The organism is Kribbella solani, assembly GCF_014205295.1.
GTDB classification, from domain to species: Bacteria; Actinomycetota; Actinomycetes; order Propionibacteriales; family Kribbellaceae; genus Kribbella; species Kribbella solani.
In genome coordinates this window covers 5,345,673-5,363,455 of record NZ_JACHNF010000001.1, presented here as the reverse complement: position 1 = coordinate 5,363,455, position 17,783 = coordinate 5,345,673, and the positions used below count along the sequence as shown (strand labels likewise).

Here is a 17,783-nt window from a genome sequence, read left to right as displayed (position 1 = left end):
GGTTACCGCGACAACGTGCGGAAGCGGTGTGCCGACAGCGGCAGGAAGATCGCGACCAGCACGAGTGGCGCGATGATCGCGGCCAGGGTCGCGTGGGTGCCGATCCAGGTCGCCGTCGCCGACGGGTCCGGGTTGCCGAAGAACGCGCGGGCCGCGGTCGCCGTGGACGACAGCGGGTTCCACTGCGCGATCGTGCCCAGCCAGCCCGGCATCGTCGACGTCGCCACGAACGCGCTGGACAGGAACCCGACCGGCCACACCAGCACCTGCACCATGCTCACGCTCTGTGCGTTCTTCACGGTCAGCCCGATGAAGATCCCGACCCACAACAGCGCGAACCGCAGCAACAGCAGCAAGCCGAACGCGGCCAGCGCCGACGGCAGCCCTTCGTGCCACCGCCAGCCCAGCGCTAGCCCGGTACCGACCAGCACCGCGAGCGTCACGATCGAGTCGAGCATGTCCGCGATGCACCGGCCGAGCACGACCGCGGCCGAGCTCATCGGCAGCGACCGGAACCGGTCGGTCACGCCCTTCGAGACGTCGGTGGTGACCGCCGTCATCGTGCCTTCCAGCCCGAACAGCATCGCCAGCGCGAAGATCCCGGGGACCAGCAGCTCGTAGTACGACGAGCCGCCCGGCATCTCCATCGCCCCGCCGAGCAGCGCGCCGAACATCAGCAGCATCAGCACCGGGAAGAACCAGGTGAAGATCACCACCCCCGGCTGCATCCGCCAGTGCGTCAGCGTCCGCCGCGCGATCGTCCAGCTGTCCGCGAGCGCCCAGGACAGCGCCGTCATACCGCCACCTCCGTTCCGGTCAGGTGCAGGAACACTTCGTCCAGCGTCGGCCGGCGCAAGGTCAGGTCGGCCGGCTCGATGTTTGCCTCATGCAACGAATTCGCCATCACCACCAGCGCCTTGGTCCGGTCCTTCACCGGCACACTGACGCGTACGTCGGCCACCCGGATGTCCCCGTCGGCCAACGGCCCGGCCAGCTCGACCACGCGAGCCACCTCGGCCGGATCGGTCAGGACCAGATCCAGCCAGTCCGATCCCAGCCGGGTCTTCAGCTCGTCCGGTGTTCCTTCGGCGACGACCTTCCCCTCCTTCAACATCGAGATCCGATTCGCCAGCTGATCCGCCTCTTCCAGGTACTGCGTGGTCAGCAGCACCGTCGTGCCGCCGGCGACCAGTTGCCGTACCGCCGACCACACCTCGATCCGCCCGGCCGGGTCCAGCCCGGTCGTCGGCTCGTCCACGAACAGCACCCGCGGCGCCACGATCAGACTGGCCGCGAGATCGAGGCGTCGCCGCATCCCGCCGGAGTACTTGCCGACCGCTTGCCCGGCCGCCTCGGTCAGACTGAATCGTTCGAGTAGTTCGTCCGCACGGCGTACCGCCTTGGTGTGACCGAGGTGATTCAGCCGGCCGAAAAGCACCAGGTTCTGCCGGCCGGTCAGTACTTCGTCCACCGCCGCGTACTGCCCGACCAGGCCGATCCGGCGCCGTACCTCGGCCCCTTGGCGGCGTACGTCGTACCCGGCGACTGTCGCTTGACCGGAATCCAGCTCCAGCAGTGTGGACAGGATGCGTACTGCTGTCGTCTTGCCGGCACCGTTCGGGCCGAGCAGACCGGTCACCGTACCGGCCGTGACCTCCAGGTCGAAGCCGTTCAGCCCCGCACCCTCCGTACCGCCGCGGTAGTTCTTCCGTACCCCGGCAGCTTCGATCACTCGTTCCGTTGTCACTTCCCACCTCTCCGATCGCTGAGCCGTAGAGTGTACCGTACATTGTACGGCTCAGGTACGATGACTTTAACGGCAAGCGGCGGAGGAAGGTTCCCGTGGCGGGAAGAAAAGCGGCGGCACCGGATCCGGCGCGCAGTCTGGCGCTGCTCTGGGGCAGCCACACCAAGCCCGGCCGGTCCGGCCTGACCGTGCGCGCCATCGTGGACGCGGCGGTCGAGGTGGCGGACACGGTCGGACTGGAGGCGCTGTCGATGCGGACGGTCGCCGAGCGGCTGAAGGTCGGCACCATGTCGCTGTACACGCATGTCCCCGGCAAGGGCGAGCTGACCGACCTGATGTTCGACCGGGTGTACGGCGACCTGTACGCCGACGCCGACGAACCGGCGAGGCAACCTGGCTGGCGGGCGGCGCTGGAGTTCATCGCGCACCGCAACTGGGAGGTGCTGACCGCGCACCCGTGGATACACGAGGTGCCGACGATGCGGACCGCGCTGGGCCCGAACATCACCCGCAAGTACGAGACCGAGCTCCGCCCGCTGGATGGCCTCGGCCTGACCGACGTGGAGATGGACTCAGCGCTGGCCCTGGTCCTCACCCACGTCCAGGGGATCGCCCGCGCCGGCGCGGAGCAACTCCGCACCCAGCGCGACTCGGGCCTGACCGACGAGGAGTGGTGGCGTCAGATCTCGCCGACTCTCACCACGGTCATGAGCGGCACCCATTTCCCGACCGCCGGCCGAGTGGGCACGGCGGTCGGCGAACACTTCCAGTCGGCCCTGGACGCCACCCACTCCCTGACCTTCGGCCTGACCACAATCCTGAACGGCCTTGGTCAGTTGATTGACCAAAGGTCAGCTGTTCAGTAGGTCTTCGAACGGGGTGGGGTTGGCGAACGGGTTCGTCGCGGTCGGAGTCTCCTGATGGAGGCTCGCCACCAGTTCGGCGGCGGCCTGGGTGATGCGGGGGCGGAGAGTTGCCGCGTTCGGACCCCAGTCCGTTGAGGCGGCGTAGACCGCCGTCGGCACCGGGAGGGCCTTCAGGTACGCGAACAGCGGCCGGAGGGCGAACTCCAGTACCAGCGAGTGCCGTTCGGTGCCGCCGGTCGCGGCAAGCAGAACCGGCTTACCGGCCAGAGCCTGGTCGTCGAGGACGTCGAAGAACATCTTGAACAGGCCGGAGTACGACGCGCTGAAGGTCGGGCTGACCACGATCAGCGCGTCGGCGGCCGCGACCGTCTCCAGAACCGCACGGAGACTGGCCGACGGAAAGCCGGTGAGCAGGTTGTTCGTCAGATCGTGGGCGTGGTCGCGTACCTCGATCAGCTCGATCCGCGTACTCAGCCCACGCCCCGCGAGCTCATCCCGTACCGCCTCGGCCAACTGATCCGCCAGCAACCGGGACGACGACGGCGTCGTCAACCCGGCCGTCACCACGGCAATCACCCGCTCGGCGCCGGAGTGTGTCATCGTGTCGGCTCCTTGATGGTCTCCAGGTCGCGCGCCCGCTCGGCCGCCGCCTTCAGCGAAGCATGCGTCGGCGCGTCCGGTACGTGCGCCGGCTTCAGCGCCGCGAACTCCTTCCGCAGCACCGGGACGACCTCCTCGCCGAGAATGTCCAACTGCTCCAGCACGGTCTTCAACGGCAATCCGGCGTGGTCGATCAGGAACAACTGCCGCTGGTAGTCACCGAAGTGCTCCCGGAACGACAGCGTCCGCTCGATCACCTCTTGCGGGCTGCCGACAGTCAGCGGTGTCTCCCGGCTGAAGTCCTCCAGCGACGGCCCGTGCCCGTACACCGGCGCGTTGTCGAAGTACGGCCGGAACTCACGTACCGCGTCCTGCGAGTTCTTCCGCATGAAGATCTGCCCGCCGAGCCCGACGATCGCCTGGTCCGCGGCGCCGTGCCCGTAGTGCTCGAAGCGGCGGCGGTACAGGTCGATCATCTGCTTGGTGTGCGAGATCGGCCAGAAGATGTTGTTGTGGAAGAACCCGTCACCGTAATACGCGGCCTGCTCCGCGATCTCCGGCGACCGGATCGAACCGTGCCAGACGAACGGCGGTACGTCGTCCAGCGGGCGCGGCGTGGCGGTGAACCCCTGCAGCGGCGTCCGGAACTTGCCTTCCCAGTCGACCACGTCCTCCCGCCAGAGCCGGCGGAGCAGCGCGTAGTTCTCGACCGCGAGCGCGATCCCGTTCCGGATGTCCTGCCCGAACCACGGATACACCGGGCCGGTGTTGCCGCGGCCCATCATCAGGTCGACGCGCCCGTCGGCCAGGTGCTGCAGCATCGCGTAGTCCTCGGCGATCTTCACCGGGTCGTTGGTGGTGATCAGGGTCGTCGAGGTGGACAGGACGATCTTCGACGTCCGCGCGGCCACGTACGCCAGCTGCGTGGTCGGCGACGACGGCACGAACGGCGGGTTGTGGTGCTCACCCTGCGCGAACACGTCCAGCCCGACCTCTTCGGCCTTGAGCGCGATCGCGACCATCGCCTTGATCCGCTCGCCTTCGCTCACCGTGGTCCCGGTGGTCGGGTTCGCGGTCACGTCCCCGACGCTGAAAACGCCGAACTGCATCCTGTCCTCCTAGATGGTTAACTATTAAACTATCAGAACGCAGGAGTGGCTTGCAGCATTCCGCCACTCAGACGGTGTGCGGCTTCAGCAGTTCGTCGTCGCCGGTGAGGGCAGCGGCGATCCGGCGGTGTTTCCCGGCTTCATCCGGCCGGGACTGCCGTTCCAGGGTCCGGGCCATCATCAGATGCGCGTAGTACTCGGTCGGCTCGCGGTCGATCACTTCGAGGAGTTGTTCCTCGGCCGGCTTCAACAGCGCCGCGTGGTAGTACGCGCGGGCCAGCAGCAGGCGGGTCCCGACATCGTCCGGAGTCTCGTCGACCACCGGCTTCAGCGCCCGGATCGCACCCCGGTAGTCGCGCTCGTCGAAGTACTGCTGTCCCAATCCGTAGCTCAGTGCGCGCAGGTCGTCCATGAGCTGCTCAACACCGGCGCTACGGCGAATATGCCCAGGTCAGGAGGCATCCAGGAGCGCGACCTGGTCAGCGGTCAGCGGCAGGTTCAGCGCGGCGTACGAGTCAAGGATCGTCTCCGGCCGGCTCGAACCGGGAATCGGGATCACCTGCGGCGACTTGGTGAGCATCCACGCCAGCGTCAGCCGATGCGGGGAGACGCCGAGCTCGGCCGCCAGCTTGTGGAACGCGGGGTGCTTCGCTCCGAGGTCACCGGCCTGCGCGATCCCGCCGAGCGGCGCCCACGGCAGGAACGCGATCCCCAGCGAGTCGCACAGCTCGAGCTCCGGCTCGCTGGACCGGAACGCGGGCGAGAACTGGTTCTGCACCGAGACCAGCCGTCCGCCGAGGATCTCGTTCGCCTGCTTGATCTGCTCCGGGTTCGCGTTCGAGATGCCGGCCATCCGGATCTTGCCGGCGTCGAGCAGGTCGCGGATCGCGCCGATCGAGTCCGCGTACGGCGTCTTCGGGTCCGGCCGGTGGAACTGGTACAGCCCGATCGCCTCCACACCGAGCCGCTTCAGCGACGCCTCGGCGGCCGCGGCCAGGTACTTCGGGGAGCCGTCCTGGGTCCAGGTGCCGTCGCCCGGGCGGAGGTGGCCGCCCTTGGTGGCGACCAGTACGCCGGAGGTGTCACCGGCGTACGACGCCAGCGCCTTGGCGATCAGGGTCTCGTTGTGACCGAGGTCGGTCGCGGTCAGGTGGTACGCGTCGGCCGTGTCGATCAGCGTGATCCCGGCGTCCAGCGCCGCGTGGATGGTCGCGATCGACCGGGCCTCGTCGGGCCGGCCCTCGATCGACATCGGCATCGCGCCGAGCCCGATCGCGGACACCTCGACATCACCGATCCGACGGGTCTTGTTCGTGTCAGCTGCCATGGGTACAACCTGCCTCGTACCCGGTGCCAATTCCAACCTGAATATCCGCACACAGTGAGCACCGTGAGTACTCAATCAGTTACCAGTTCTAAACTGGTGGATCACTGTCTACCGCGGGGAGCTGATCGATGGCCTACCAGCCGTGCCGTTACGTCCAGCGCTGGCCAGAGCTGTTCGAGCCGCTCGACGACGCCCAGAAGCAGCGGGTCAGTGACGCGCTGGCGAACAACCGCCTGGAGGGCTGGGAGCCGCAACGCGACGACGTCGCGGACCTGGTCGACTGCGAGCTGGGCCGGATCGACGTCGCCGAGTACGTCCGCCGAACGATGACCAAGGTCACCGGCGGCGGTGCGGTGTGACAACAGAGGGGAGCAGCCGCTGGAATGCGTACTTCTGGGAGTCCGGCGAATGCCTGCGGAACAAGCTCGGCATCAAGAACGAGCGTGAGCTGGAGAAAGCCGAGTACCGGCTGCGGGCCATGCGGCAGGCGCAACTCGACCGCGGCGAGGTCGAGATCCCGCGCACCTTCGACCAGGCCCACCTGCGCGCGATCCACCGGCATCTGCTGCAGGACGTGTACGACTGGGCGGGTGAGTTCCGGGACGTGGGAATGGACAAGGACGAGAAGAAGAGCTTCGCCTATCCGTATCGGATCGGCGAACTTCTCGACGTTGTCGAGAGTCGGGTGCGCGAGACCCGGGACTGGTCGACGACACCGCGCTGGGCATTCGTCAGCAACATGGCGGGAATTTACTCTCACCTGAATTTCGCACACCCGTTCCGTGAGGGCAACGGTGCGGCCGGCAAGGCGTTCCTGGCTCAGCTCGCGGAGAGGACGAGGTTCCGTCTTGACTTCGACCGCGTGGACAAAGCCGAATGGAACGCGGCCTCGAACGCCGCCCGCCCGGACGATCCGCTCGCGGTCATCATTTCCGAGCGGGAGATGTACGACGTCTTCGGCAAGCTGACCGTCGACAGGGAACCCGCCGCGGCCGCCGACCCGGACCTCGCGAACGTGATCCGGCTGCAGACCACCGCGTACACCCGCCCGGACGGGTCGCCGCTGACCGGAACCGTGCAGCCGGATGCCACCACTGCCAGGCCGGCGCAGCAAGGTCCGGCCAGCGATGTGAACTCCGAACGCGGCAGCTGATCGATGGTCTACGAGGCGCTCGACGACGGCCAGAAGCAGGCGGTGCGGTGTGACGGATGACGAGGCCCGCCGCGAGAAGGCGTACTTCTGGGAGTCCGGCAACTGCCTGCGGAACAAACTCGGCATCAAGAGCAGGATCCAGCTGGAGGAAGCCGAGTACCGGCTGAGAACCGCCCGGCAGGCGCAACTCGACAGCGGCGAGGTCGAGATCCCGCGCACCTTCGACCAGGCCCACCTGCGCGCGATCCACCGGCATCTGCTGCAGGACGTGTACGACTGGGCGGGCGAGTTCCGGGACGTGGTGTTCGGCAAGCAGGAGAAGTTCTTCGCTTATCCCGAGCACGTGGACGAGCTCCTCGACACCGTCCGGGAGCGGATGATCGAACCCCGGGAATGGTCGACGGTGCCGCGCTCGGAATTTGTTCAGGACATCGCGAAGATCTACTGTCACCAGAATTTCGCGCATCCGTTCCGTGAGGGCAACGGTGCCACCAGCAAGGTGTTCCTGGCGCACGTCGCCGAGATGTCCAGGTACCGGCTCGACTTCGACCGGGTGGACAAGGCGGAGTGGAACGCGGCCGCGTACGCCGCCCTTCCGCACGACCCGTTCGACGGCATCGTCCGTGAGCAGGAGATGTACGACGTCTTCGACAAGCTGACCGTCGACCGGGAGCCCGCCGTGGTCGCCGACCCGGACCTTGCGAACGCGATCCGGCTGCAGACCACCGCGTACACCCGCCCGGACGGGTCGCCGCTGACCGGAACCGTGCAGCCGGATGCCACCACTGCCAGGCCGGCGCAGCACGGTCCGGGCAGCGATGTGAGTACCGAACGCGGCAGCTGACGCGCGACCATCGGGAGCCTCGTCCGGTGGGTGATCGTGGTGCTGTCCGGCTGGGCAATCGTTGGCTGGGAAGATGGGACGCATGCAGATCGACGAGCGAGTTCGGCGTGCCCGGCCTGAGGATGTCCCAGCGATTGTGGACCTGGTGTACGCGCTCGCCGAGTACGAACGCGTGCCGCAGGAATGCCACCTGACCGCTGACCAGCTACACACCGCCCTGTTCGGCGACGCGCCCGCGGCCTTCGCGCATGTCGCCGAACATCAGGGCGAGGTGGTCGGCTGCGCGATCTGGTTCCTGAGCTTCTCCACCTGGCGCGGCGTCCACGGCATCTACCTGGAAGACCTGTTCGTCCGCCCCGAAACCCGCGGCACCGGCCTCGGCAAGGCGCTCCTGACCGCGCTCGCCCAGGAATGCGTACGCAACGGGTACGAACGCCTCGAATGGTCGGTCCTGAACTGGAACACCCCAGCCATCGACTTCTACAAGTCCCTCGGCGCCGGACCGCAGGACGAATGGACCGTCTACCGCCTCACCGACGACGCGTTGGCAAAGCTCGGCGGCTGACCACGCCCCGTACGCCCGATGCCCAGTACGCCCCGATGCCCCGCACGCCCCGATGTCAATAGTGGCAAAAAGGAGGTGGGGCGGCGCGTAGATCCGGCAGGATGAGCCAACCTATGTCCGGATCAGTGAGGATGCGCGGGGATGGCTGGTGAGTTGCGGTCCGACGAGGTCGACGGGGTGCCGGTCTACTGGGTGCCCGGCGAGCGCCAGTTGCGGGCCAGCCTGTGGTTCCGGGGCGGCCAGGCGGACGAGGCGCTGCCCAGGCACGGCTGGATGCACCTGCTGGAGCACCTCGCGCTGCACGATCGCGGCTCGATTCGTACCCCGATCAACGGGTCTGTCTCGATGTTGCACACGACCTTCGACGTCGAGGGCGAACCCGATGACATCGTGGCGTTCCTTCGCGACGTGTGCGATTGGCTGCGTACGCCGGACTTTCGCGAGCTGGAACACGAGCGGCGAGTGCTGCGCGCCGAGAGCGCTACGCGGCGCGCTGGTCCGGTCGACCTGCATCTGCTGTGGCGGTACGGCGCTCAGGGACCGGGGGTTGTCGGGTACGACGAGTACGGGCTGCACACCGCTGATCCCGATGGGCTCCGGGCGTACGCGGCGGACACGTTCACGCGCGGGAACGCAGTACTCGCACTGACTGGTCCGCCACCGGCCGGGTTGCGGCTGCCGTTGGACGAGGGGACGCGCCGGCCGGTCCAGGCCGCGGTGCCGTGCGATCAGCGGTTGCCGGCGGGCTTCGCCGGCTTGACCGGCTCGCTGGCGGTGTCGGGCGTGGTGACGCGATCTACGGCGGGGCGAGCGCTCGCGCGGGCGCTGCAGCGCGGGCTGGACGGTGGGTTCCGGCACGGCACCGGAGTCGGGTACAGCGCGTGGTCGTCCTACGAGCTGGTGGACGGCGCGAACGCGATGATCACCGCGGGGATCGACATGCTGCCCGAGGCACGGCCGGCGGTGGTCGCGCAGACCGTCGAGGTACTGCGCCGGCTGCGGCAGCGCGGTCCGGACGCGGCCGAACTGCGCGATGACCTCGATCGGGAGATCCGGCGGATCAAGACCGAACCGGCGGAGCACTGGATGCCGTACGCGGCCGCGCGGGAGGTACTTCTCGGCGGCGACGTCGACGGGCGCGACGAGCTGATCGCGGAGGTCGACGCGATCACGGTCGGCGACGTACGACAGGCAGCGGACGCGCTGTGGGACAACCTCCTGCTGTCGGTCGATCCCGACGCCATCACCGACCCCGCGCTGGAGTGGCTCGGCGAAGCACCGAGCTCGAAGGCGGTCCCGACCGGCCAACGCTTCAAGCCCGCCGGCTGGCCGGTCGTCAAGGGCGAACTGACCGTCGGCCGGAGCAGCGCCCACATCGACACCGACAACGGCCGCACCTCCGCGGTGTACGAAGACCTGGCCGCCCTGGTCGCGTACCCCGACGGCGGCCGCCAACTGATCCGCCGCGACGGCTACCAACTCCGACTGGAACCAGCCATCTGGAAGAACGGCCCCCAAGCCGTCACCGCCGTGGACGCCGCGATCCCGCCCACCCTGAAGATCCCGATGCCACCCCGCGACCCCGACCACATCCCCCAAAGCCAGGTGACCTGGCGCCACAAGACCACCCACCTCCTCAAGAAACCCGAGATCTGGGTAACCCTGATCCTCCTCACTCTGGTAGCCGCAGGCCTCCTGACCGGCACCCCCGGCGAAGACCTCGCCCCCCGAGGCGCCGTAGCCGTCCTCCTCATCGCCGTAATAGTCGCCCTCCGCAACCTCATCAAGCGCTGAGCTCAGGGCCGGCGGTTCTTGGCCGTGTACATGGCTTGGTCGGCTTGGTGGAGTAGGGCGGTCAGGTCGGTGGTGGTGGGGGTGATGGGGACGGAGCCGACGCTGGTGGTGACCTGGATGGTGATGTTGTCCAGGGGGAGGCTGACGGCGGATTCCAGGCGGGTGATGAGGGTGGCGAGGTCGTCGCCGGCGATGTCTTCGGCCAGGACCGCGAACTCGTCGCCGCCGAGGCGGGCGACCGTGTCGCCGTGGCGTACGGCGTTGGTCAGGCGGGTGGCGATGTCGCGTAGCGCGCGGTCGCCGGCCTCGTGGCCGTAGCTGTCGTTGACGAGTTTGAAGTGGTTGAGGTCGCAGAACAGCAGCGCGCCGGGGCGGCCGGTTGTTCTGGTCCGGGCGAGGACCTTGGTGAAGCGGTGCTGGAGGAGGCGGCGGTTCGGGAGGCCGGTGAGGGGATCGTGGGCAGCGTGGTGCCGGAGCTCGCGTTCGGCGTCCTTGCGGGCGGTGACGTCGTCGATCTGGATCAGCAGAATCCGCGGCTGCCCGGCGCCTTGCGCGACCAGCGCGGCCGTACCACCCAGCCAGATGTCGTTTCCGCCCGGCTGTCTGAACACCCGCTCGAACCGCAACGTCCCGCCGGCAAGCTGTTCCAGCTCGGTCCGGGTCTGCTCCGGTTCCACATCCCGGAGGAAGGTCGCCAGCCGCGCGCCGAGCAGTTGGTCAGCCGGGTACCCGGTGATGCGGCAGAAGGCATCGTTCACGCGCAGCATCAGGCCGCGTTCGGCGCCGTCGAAGCCGATCGTCGCCATCCCGTTCCCGGCACCTTCGAAGACCAGCCGGAACGTTGCCTCGCTCGCTTCCAGCCGGGTCTTCTCGGCCAGCAGCCGGTCGGTCAGCCGGGCCTTGTCGATCGCCAGCCCGGCCTGGGTGGCGAAGATCTCCAGCAACTCCCGGTGCACCGGCCCGGGCCGCCGCTGGTCCTCGGGCAGGTCCACCGAGAGCATCCCGACCAGCTCGCCGTCGGACGAGTACAGCGGCGCGAACAGCGCGTCCAGCGGATGCCACGCCTCCGGATCGTCCGACACCGGCAGGTCCGGCACCCAGCCGATCACTTCACCCTCGGGCAGCCGCTCATGCGGTACGAACCGCAGCTTGCCCCACGCGTCCGCGATCGCGAACTCCGCGTCGAAGATGTCCGCGGCACTGACCGTTCCGAGCAACGCCTCCCGCGCCTCCGGCGACCCGGACACCGCGATCACCTCGAACTTGCCGTCCGGGTGCCGCAGGTTCAGCACGGCGATCCCGAAGCCGAGCCCGTCCACGACACCTTCGACGACCGCCTGCAGCGTCTCGGCAAGGCTGCGCCCGGCGCCCATCCGCGCGCTCACTTCGTACAGCCGACGGACGGCGGTCAGCCGGACCGTTTGCTCGTTCCGCACGCGTCGAGAATAGGCCGATTTCACCGCGGGTGAGCAGCTGTATCCACAGCTGACCCGGTTAAGCGTTTGCTGAACCGGTCTTGCCGGCCTGTTCTCAGTACCGGAGTTCGGTCAGCCCGCGGTAGCTGCGTTCGGCCGACGCCCACGCGTCGGTGGGCTTGTCGTGCTCGACCAGGTACTGCTCCACGCCGCCCGATTCCGCGTACGCGAACATCGCGCCGAAATCGAGTTTGCCGGCGCCGACGTCTTCCCAGGAACCGTCCGCGGCCATGTCCTTCACATGCAGCGCGGGGAACCGGCCCGGGTGCTGCTGGAACAGTTTCGCCGGGTCGTGCCCGCCGTCGACCGCCCAGTACAGATCCAGCTCGAAGCCGAGCAGCTCCGGATCGACGTCCAGCAGGATGTCGTACAGCACCCGTCCGTCGACCTCCGCGAAGTCGTGGCCGTGGTTGTGGAAAAGCAGTTTCAGCCCGGCGTCCCGGGCCACCTTCCCGGCTTCGGTGAACGCGGCCGCGGCGGTCTTGAAGCCCTCGACCGAGTGCAGCTCCGCCGGGATCGACGGCACCACGGCCCACCGCGCGCCAAGCGTCCGGACGTCGGACAGCGCGCCGGCCCAGTCGTCGGTCAACCGCTGGTACCCGACGTGCTCCAGGACGATCCCGAGCCCGGCGTCGTCCGCGTACGCGCGGAGCTCGGCCGCGTCATGGCCGAACCGTCCACTCACCCCGACCGTCCGGTATCCGATCGTGGCCAGCCGCTTCAGCGTCCCTGGATAGTCCTCGGCCAGCGCGTCCCGCATGGTGTAGAGGTGCATCCCGATGCCGTCGGCGGGAATGGTCCGGTCAGTCATACAAACACCCTCCTAGATGACGTGTTCCTGATACCTCGCCAGCGCCAGGTCGAAGACCTCCTGCCCGGGCGCGTCCCACAGTTGCCGGTTGAAGATCTCGACCTCGATCGGCCCGTCGTACCCGGCCGCGTCGCAGGCCGCGCGCAGCCGGCGCAGTTCGATCGAACCGTCGCCCATCATCGCCCGCCCGAGCAGGGTGTCCGCGGGCAGCGGAACCACCCAGTCGCTGACCTGGTACGACAAGATCCGCTCGCCGGCGCGTTCGATCTGCCGGTACACGTCGGCGTCCCACCACAGGTGGTACGCGTCGACGATCACGCCTACTTGCGACGCCGGGAACTGTTCGGCCAGATCGAGCGCGCCGCCGAGTGACGACACCACACAGCGGTCCGAGCAGAACATCGGATGCAGCGCCTCGATCCCGAGGCGTACGCCACGCTCGTCCGCGTACGGCGCCAGCTCCGCCAGGCCGTCGCGTACCATCGCTCGCGCGCCGTCGAGATCACGGGATCCGGCCGGAAGCCCGCCGCTGACCAGGACCAGCACCGACGTACCGAGGGCCGCGGCTTCGTCGATCGCGCGGCGGTTGTCCTCGATCTTGGCCTGACGCTCGGTCGGGTCGGTCGCGGTGAAGAAGCCGCCGCGGCACAGCGACGAGACCTTCAGGCCGGCGTCCGCGACCAGTTTCGCGGCCTTGTCGACGCCGTACTCCTGGATCGGCTCGCGCCACAGACCGATCCACTCCAGACCGGCCTGCGCGCTCGCGCCGACGACGTCCTCCAGCGGCCAGTACTTGGTGGTTGCCTGGTTCAGGCTGTATCGGTTCATGCGTCGATCCCGCTGACGTTGAGCAGCCGGCGGAAGCGGTCGACGGCGAGTTCGGGGTTCGTCAGTACGCCGGCCTGGTCGGCGAGGCGGAACGTGTCGGCGAGATGCGGCAGGGAGCGCCCGGTCTGCAGGCCGCCGACCATGGTGAAGCCGGGCTGATGCCCGTTCAGCCAGGCCAGGAAGGCGATTCCGGTTTTGTAGTAGTAGGTCGGCGCGGAGAAGATCTGCCTGGCCAACGGTACGGTCGGCGCGAACACCTTCTCGTACGTCGCGAGGTCGCCGTCGTCGAGTGCTTTCAAGGCGGCCGCCGCCGCTGGGGCGATGGCGGCGAAGATTCCGAGCAGCGCGTCGCTGTGGTGGTTCTCGTCGCCGCGGATGAGTTCGGGGTAGTTGAAGTCGTCGCCGGTGTAGAGGCGTACGCCCTCGGGGAGCCGGTTGCGCAGGGCAACTTCTTTCGTGGCGTCGAGCAACGAGACCTTGATCCCGTCGACCTTGCCGAGATTGGCCTTGATCAGTTCGACGACGGTGTCGGCGGCCGAGTCGACCGAAGCGCTACCCCAGTAGCCCGCCAGCGCCGGGTCGAACATGTCCCCGAGCCAGTGCAAGATCACCGGCCGAGCCGACTGCGCCAGCAACCGGTCGTACACCGTCCGATAATCATCAGGCCCGGAAGCAACACCACACAAAGCCCGACTGGCCATCAAGATCGGCTGAGCGCCCACATCCTCAGCCACGGCCAGCTGCTCTTCGTACGCTTCGGCCACCACGTCCAGAGAATGTTTGCCTGAGGCAAGCTGGTCTGTGCCCACGCCCACAGCGATTCGACCGTCTGGTGCTTCGGCGGCCGAGCGGCGGATCAGTTCTTGAGTGGCTTTCCAGTCCAGCCCCATCCCGCGCTGGGCGGTATCCATCGCCTCGGCAACGGACAACCCGAGCGACCACAGGTGCCGCCGGAACTCCAGCGTGTGTTCCCAATCGACGACCGCCGGCGCACCAGGGGAGTTGTCACCCAGTGGATCGGCAACAACATGCGCCGCCGCGTACGCAACCCGCGACCGCGTCGGCGCATAGGTGCCTTGAGCAACCGGTTCGCCGACGAGTCGATAGTTGGTCAGCCCATCAGCAGAAGGAAGTACGAGCTCCATCACTTGCCCTCGAGCTCCAGTCGCGGCACCTCGAGCTTGCGGCCCTCGCGCCAGGACTGCAGACCGAGCTCAGCCAACTGCACGCCCTTGGCCGCCTCGACGAAGTCCCACGTGAACGGCGCGTCGTCGACCACATGCCGCAGGAACATCTCCCACTGCACCTTGAACCCGTTGTCGAACGTCTCGTTGTCCGGCACCGTCGCCCACTGCTCACGGAACTTCTCGGTCACCGGGATGTCCGGGTTCCACACCGGCTTCGGCGTCGCGGACCGGTGCTGGACACGGCAGTCCCGCAGCCCGGCAACCGCCGACCCCTCGGTCCCGTCGACATGGAACTCGACCAGCTCGTCCCGGAACACCCGGGTCGCCCACGACGAGTTCAGCTGCGCGACGATCCCACCTTCCAGCTCGAAGATCCCGTACGCGGCGTCGTCCGCGGTCGCGGCGTACGCGTCGCCGTTCTCGTCCACCCGGGTCGGGATGTGCGTGGCGCCCTGGCAGTACACCGAGTTGACCGGACCGAAGGTCTGGTCGAGCACGTACCGCCAGTGGCAGAACATGTCCAGGATGATGCCGCCGCCCTCTTCGAGCTTGTAGTTCCAGGACGGCCGCTGCGCTTCCTGCCAGTCGCCCTCGAACACCCAGTACCCGAACTCGCCGCGGACCGAGAGGATCTTCCCGAAGAACCCGCCGTCGACCAGCCGCTTCAGCTTGCGCAGGCCGGGCAGCGACAGCTTGTCCATCACCACGCCGTTCTTCAGCCCGGAGCCGACCACCAGCGCGGCCAGGTCGACCGCGGCGTCCAGGCTCTCGGCGATCGGCTTCTCGCAGTAGATCGCCTTCCCGGCCTCGACCGCGGCGCGGACGCCCTTCTCCCGCAACTGGGTGAGCTGCGAGTCGAAGTAGATCTTGACGTCCGGCTGGGCGAGCGCCTCGGCCAGGTCGGTCGTCCACCGCTCCAGCCCGTACTGCTCGGCGATCCGGCGCAGCTTCGCCTCGTTCCGCCCGACCAGGATCGGTTCCGGGATGATCATCGTGCCGTCCGCGGCGGGCAGTCCGCCCTGCTCCCGGATGGCCACGATCGAACGCTCGAGGTGCTGGCGCAGGCCCATCCGGCCGGTGACGCCGTTCATCACAATGCCGATGCGTCGCTCGTTCACAGTCTTGCCTCTCACGCTCGTGTCACGCCTGTCTCGTAAATGTCCAGCCACCCACACATCCCGTGCCGTCCGCTCTCGGTCGGAGCATTCAGCCGGCCCACTTCGGCTCTTTCCAGGTAGGCCGCGTCGCCGATCTCCAGTGCGTCCAGCGCGGTGCCGGTCGCGTCGGCGAGGCGGCGGGCGCCCTGTTCCCAGCGGTGCCGCCAGTCCGCGAGTTGCGGTTGGACGATCCGGATCGCGGCCGCGAAGAAGCTGGCCAGCGCGATCGGTCCGTCCGATTCGTACCGTTCGCGCAGGTCCGCGTACCCCTGCAGGGCAAGGTCTCGCCGCGCGATCGCGGCCGTCGTCCGGGCGTCGCCTTCGCCGCTGAGCGCCGTCGCACGCTGGTACGCCTCCCGATCGGCGAGGTGTCGCGGCGGTAGCGTCAGTACGGCATCGCCCGCCTCCGGCAGACCGGAGTTCGCCATCAGCGCGAGGATCACCAGCCCACCACCGTTGATCAGCCGGTGAATCGTGCCGGGCTCGAACCACACCATGGTCCCGGCCTGCAGCGGGGTCTCGGTGTAACCCTTCGTGTTCAGGGTCTCGACCGTTCCGCTTCCGGCGAGCACGTAGTACCCCTCGGCGCAGGCCAGGTGCACATGCGGCGTACCCCCAGGCGGCCCTGCCTGCGTGGCGACGTCGTAGACGGTCACCTTCGACACACCGATCCCGCCCGGCAACACAGCCCCGGACCCGAACCCACCCACGCACACCTCCCACAGACCCTTGGAAAGGGCTTTCCAAACCCTGTGACCGCTACTGTAAGTGGCCCCCCACCCCCAGTCAACCCGCGACGGAAAGCGATCTCCGCCCGCTGGTGTACGCAAGAACGGGTAGTGGTGCCGAGTGCCCGGCGCGGCTGAGCGGGGGCATGCCTGTCAGAACGGTGTAGCGCCGGTGCGCTACCCGCCCTTCGGTACGCCGTCAGCTGATGGTTTGGACGGCGTTTGACCAGTGGGCGCGGGCGTGGGCGCGTGCTGCCGGGGTGATGGCGGGGGTGAAGGTGCGGTACGTGCGGCCGGCGGGCCAGTTGGTGGGTGCGCCGAGGGTGGTCCAGGCGAGTTCGGCGGCGCCGAGGGCCGAGATCTGGGGCAGGTCGGCGGCTTGTACCGGGTGGCCCAGGAGGTCGGCCTGGGTTTGCATCAAGAGGGTGGACACCGTGCCGCCGCCGTCGGCGCGGAGGGTGGTCAGCGGGTCAGGGAGGGCGTCGGTGATGTCGCAGATCTGGTGCGCGACCGCGTCGACCGCGGCTCGGGCGACGTGAGCGCGGGTGGTGGAGCTGCTCATTCCGTTGAGGGTCGCGCGGGCATCGCGATTCCAGTGTGGTGCGCCGAGGCCGGAGAAGGCCGGTACGAGCGTGACGCCGTCCGCCGCCGGTACGGTTGCGGCCAGTTCGATCAGTGCGCCGACGGCCGGGAGGCCGAGGAGGTCGGCGGTCCAGGCGAGCGCGGCGCCGGACGAAACGATGTTGCCTTCGAGCGCGTACCTCGGTCGATCCGTCAGCCAGGCCAACGTGCATCCGCTCGGGACGAAGCCGTCCACCGGTGTCATCACCGACGAACCGGTGCCGTACGTTGCCTTGACCAGGCCCGTACTCGTGCAGCCCTGGCCGTACATCGCGGCGTGCGAGTCCGCGAGTACGGCGACGATCGGAATCCCGTCCGCGAGACCAGGTACGCCTTGTGTCGTACCGAATCCGGCGTTGGACGGGCGTACTTCGGGCAACGCCGAGCGGGGTACGCCGAAAGCGTCCAGCAGCTCCGCCGACCAGTCGAGATCAATGGTGTCGTAGAGCAACGTCCGCGACGCGTTGCCGGCCTCAATAAGGTGCTCACGGCAACCAGTCAGCCGATGGACCAGCCAGCTGTCGACGGTGCCGGCAAGGGCATCGGTACGGTCGAGAAGCCAGCGTAGTTTGGGCGCGGAGAACATCGCGTCGACCCGAAGTCCGGTCCGGCGCCGGACCAGATCGTCAACGGATGCAGGAAGCTGGCGGCACCATTCGGCGGTACGGGCGTCCTGCCAGCCGAGCACCGGCCCGACCGGCGTGCCTGAGCGATCCCAGCCGACGACCGATTCGCGCTGGGTGGAGAGCGCGAGGCCCACGATTTCAACGTTGGACCGCACGCAGCCGGCAATCGCGAGAAGCACGCTCTGCCAGAGATCTTCGGCATCCTGCTCGACCCAGCCCGGGCGTGGCGTGGACAGCCCGACCGGTGCCGAGCCGGTCCCGAGCACGTTGCCATCGGCGTCGACCAGCACGGCCTTGGAGTTCGTCGTGCCCTGATCGATCGCCAGCACCGCCTGGACCATCACA

At 68.2% G+C, this 17,783-nt stretch carries 19 protein-coding genes; 6 read left to right on the top strand and 13 right to left on the bottom strand.

All coding sequences use genetic code 11. The annotated features are described in order from the left end of the window. Positions 1–2: 2 nt before the first annotated feature. Both HDA44_RS24525 and HDA44_RS24520 read right to left on the bottom strand, forming a co-directional pair. On the bottom strand, positions 3–797 hold the full coding sequence (locus tag HDA44_RS24525; RefSeq protein ID WP_184838229.1) for an ABC transporter permease: 795 nt from the start codon (positions 795–797) through the stop codon (positions 3–5). Continuing rightward, positions 794–1,747: an ATP-binding cassette domain-containing protein gene (locus tag HDA44_RS24520; RefSeq protein WP_319036784.1), complete on the bottom strand. Its 954-nt coding sequence runs from the start codon at positions 1,745–1,747 to the stop codon at positions 794–796. The genes HDA44_RS24525 and HDA44_RS24520 overlap by 4 nt, the downstream gene beginning before the upstream one ends. A 95-nt stretch (positions 1,748–1,842) precedes the next feature. On the opposite strand from HDA44_RS24520, the gene HDA44_RS24515 reads away from it, so the two are divergent. After that, a complete protein-coding gene (locus HDA44_RS24515) occupies positions 1,843–2,613 on the top strand; it encodes a TetR/AcrR family transcriptional regulator C-terminal domain-containing protein (RefSeq protein WP_184838228.1) in 771 nt (256 codons plus the stop codon). Here the strand turns inward: HDA44_RS24515 and HDA44_RS24510 are convergent. From HDA44_RS24510 to HDA44_RS24495, 4 genes are all read right to left on the bottom strand, one after another. Continuing rightward, on the bottom strand, positions 2,599–3,213 hold the full coding sequence (locus HDA44_RS24510) for an FMN reductase (RefSeq protein ID WP_184838226.1): 615 nt from the start codon (positions 3,211–3,213) through the stop codon (positions 2,599–2,601). The genes HDA44_RS24515 and HDA44_RS24510 overlap by 15 nt on opposite strands. Next, positions 3,210–4,322: an LLM class flavin-dependent oxidoreductase gene (locus HDA44_RS24505; RefSeq protein WP_184838224.1), complete on the bottom strand. Its 1,113-nt coding sequence runs from the start codon at positions 4,320–4,322 to the stop codon at positions 3,210–3,212. The genes HDA44_RS24510 and HDA44_RS24505 overlap by 4 nt, the downstream gene beginning before the upstream one ends. Positions 4,323–4,389: 67 nt before the next feature. Further along, a complete protein-coding gene (locus HDA44_RS24500) occupies positions 4,390–4,734 on the bottom strand; it encodes a tetratricopeptide repeat protein (protein WP_184838221.1) in 345 nt (114 codons plus the stop codon). Positions 4,735–4,773: 39 nt separating this feature from the next. Next, positions 4,774–5,649: an aldo/keto reductase gene (locus HDA44_RS24495; RefSeq protein ID WP_184838219.1), complete on the bottom strand. Its 876-nt coding sequence runs from the start codon at positions 5,647–5,649 to the stop codon at positions 4,774–4,776. A gap of 128 nt (positions 5,650–5,777) precedes the next feature. Between HDA44_RS24495 and HDA44_RS24490 the strand changes: the two genes are divergently transcribed. The 5 genes from HDA44_RS24490 (at position 5,778) to HDA44_RS24470 (ending at position 10,005) form a co-directional block, all read left to right on the top strand. Next, positions 5,778–6,008 carry an antitoxin VbhA family protein gene (locus HDA44_RS24490; protein WP_184838217.1) on the top strand — a complete coding sequence of 77 codons (231 nt, stop codon included), beginning with the start codon at positions 5,778–5,780 and terminating at the stop codon, positions 6,006–6,008. Next, positions 6,005–6,802: a Fic family protein gene (locus HDA44_RS24485; protein WP_184838215.1), complete on the top strand. Its 798-nt coding sequence runs from the start codon at positions 6,005–6,007 to the stop codon at positions 6,800–6,802. Before HDA44_RS24490 ends, HDA44_RS24485 begins: the two co-directional genes overlap by 4 nt. A 49-nt stretch (positions 6,803–6,851) precedes the next feature. Further along, positions 6,852–7,646, top strand: a complete 795-nt coding sequence (locus HDA44_RS24480; RefSeq protein ID WP_184838213.1) for a Fic family protein — start codon at positions 6,852–6,854, stop codon at positions 7,644–7,646. A 73-nt stretch (positions 7,647–7,719) separates the two neighbouring features. Next, positions 7,720–8,211 (top strand): GNAT family N-acetyltransferase, encoded by a 492-nt coding sequence (locus HDA44_RS24475; protein WP_425557199.1) that lies wholly within the window; start codon positions 7,720–7,722, stop codon positions 8,209–8,211. A gap of 141 nt (positions 8,212–8,352) precedes the next feature. Beyond that, entirely contained in the window at positions 8,353–10,005 is a 1,653-nt protein-coding gene (locus tag HDA44_RS24470) for a M16 family metallopeptidase (RefSeq protein WP_184838211.1), read from the top strand. A 2-nt stretch (positions 10,006–10,007) separates the two neighbouring features. Here HDA44_RS24470 and HDA44_RS24465 read toward each other — a convergent pair whose 3' ends face one another. From HDA44_RS24465 to HDA44_RS24435, 7 genes are all read right to left on the bottom strand, one after another. Beyond that, positions 10,008–11,441 (bottom strand): diguanylate cyclase domain-containing protein, encoded by a 1,434-nt coding sequence (locus HDA44_RS24465; RefSeq protein WP_184838209.1) that lies wholly within the window; start codon positions 11,439–11,441, stop codon positions 10,008–10,010. Positions 11,442–11,535: 94 nt separating this feature from the next. Further along, positions 11,536–12,291, bottom strand: a complete 756-nt coding sequence (locus tag HDA44_RS24460) for a sugar phosphate isomerase/epimerase family protein (RefSeq protein WP_184838207.1) — start codon at positions 12,289–12,291, stop codon at positions 11,536–11,538. 12 nt (positions 12,292–12,303) lie between these two features. Further along, complete coding sequence (locus HDA44_RS24455) at positions 12,304–13,119, bottom strand: sugar phosphate isomerase/epimerase family protein (protein WP_184838205.1); 816 nt, start codon at positions 13,117–13,119, stop codon at positions 12,304–12,306. Then, the gene (locus HDA44_RS24450; RefSeq protein ID WP_184838203.1) at positions 13,116–14,264 is read right to left on the bottom strand and encodes a dihydrodipicolinate synthase family protein; all 1,149 of its coding nucleotides are present in this window, start codon (positions 14,262–14,264) and stop codon (positions 13,116–13,118) included. The genes HDA44_RS24455 and HDA44_RS24450 overlap by 4 nt, the downstream gene beginning before the upstream one ends. Beyond that, a complete protein-coding gene (locus HDA44_RS24445) occupies positions 14,264–15,424 on the bottom strand; it encodes a Gfo/Idh/MocA family protein (protein ID WP_184838201.1) in 1,161 nt (386 codons plus the stop codon). Before HDA44_RS24445 ends, HDA44_RS24450 begins: the two co-directional genes overlap by 1 nt. A gap of 11 nt (positions 15,425–15,435) precedes the next feature. Further along, positions 15,436–16,173: a cupin domain-containing protein gene (locus HDA44_RS24440; protein WP_184838199.1), complete on the bottom strand. Its 738-nt coding sequence runs from the start codon at positions 16,171–16,173 to the stop codon at positions 15,436–15,438. 217 nt (positions 16,174–16,390) lie between these two features. Beyond that, positions 16,391–17,779 carry an FGGY family carbohydrate kinase gene (locus HDA44_RS24435; RefSeq protein WP_184838197.1) on the bottom strand — a complete coding sequence of 463 codons (1,389 nt, stop codon included), beginning with the start codon at positions 17,777–17,779 and terminating at the stop codon, positions 16,391–16,393. Positions 17,780–17,783 lie beyond the last annotated feature (4 nt).

Bases quoted from the DNA above. Each gene is read 5' to 3' on its own strand.
- HDA44_RS24475 (WP_425557199.1), top strand. From the start codon at position 7,720: ATGGGACGCATGCAGATCGACGAGCGAGTTCGGCGTGCCCGGCCTGAG.
- HDA44_RS24495 (WP_184838219.1), bottom strand. From the start codon at position 5,649: ATGGCAGCTGACACGAACAAGACCCGTCGGATCGGTGATGTCGAGGTG.
- HDA44_RS24510 (WP_184838226.1), bottom strand. From the start codon at position 3,213: ATGACACACTCCGGCGCCGAGCGGGTGATTGCCGTGGTGACGGCCGGG.
- HDA44_RS24450 (WP_184838203.1), bottom strand. From the start codon at position 14,264: ATGGAGCTCGTACTTCCTTCTGCTGATGGGCTGACCAACTATCGACTC.
- HDA44_RS24455 (WP_184838205.1), bottom strand. From the start codon at position 13,119: ATGAACCGATACAGCCTGAACCAGGCAACCACCAAGTACTGGCCGCTG.
- HDA44_RS24460 (WP_184838207.1), bottom strand. From the start codon at position 12,291: ATGACTGACCGGACCATTCCCGCCGACGGCATCGGGATGCACCTCTAC.
- HDA44_RS24500 (WP_184838221.1), bottom strand. From the start codon at position 4,734: ATGGACGACCTGCGCGCACTGAGCTACGGATTGGGACAGCAGTACTTC.
- HDA44_RS24525 (WP_184838229.1), bottom strand. From the start codon at position 797: ATGACGGCGCTGTCCTGGGCGCTCGCGGACAGCTGGACGATCGCGCGG.
- HDA44_RS24435 (WP_184838197.1), bottom strand. From the start codon at position 17,779: ATGGTCCAGGCGGTGCTGGCGATCGATCAGGGCACGACGAACTCCAAG.
- HDA44_RS24505 (WP_184838224.1), bottom strand. From the start codon at position 4,322: ATGCAGTTCGGCGTTTTCAGCGTCGGGGACGTGACCGCGAACCCGACC.
- HDA44_RS24490 (WP_184838217.1), top strand. From the start codon at position 5,778: ATGGCCTACCAGCCGTGCCGTTACGTCCAGCGCTGGCCAGAGCTGTTC.
- HDA44_RS24470 (WP_184838211.1), top strand. From the start codon at position 8,353: ATGGCTGGTGAGTTGCGGTCCGACGAGGTCGACGGGGTGCCGGTCTAC.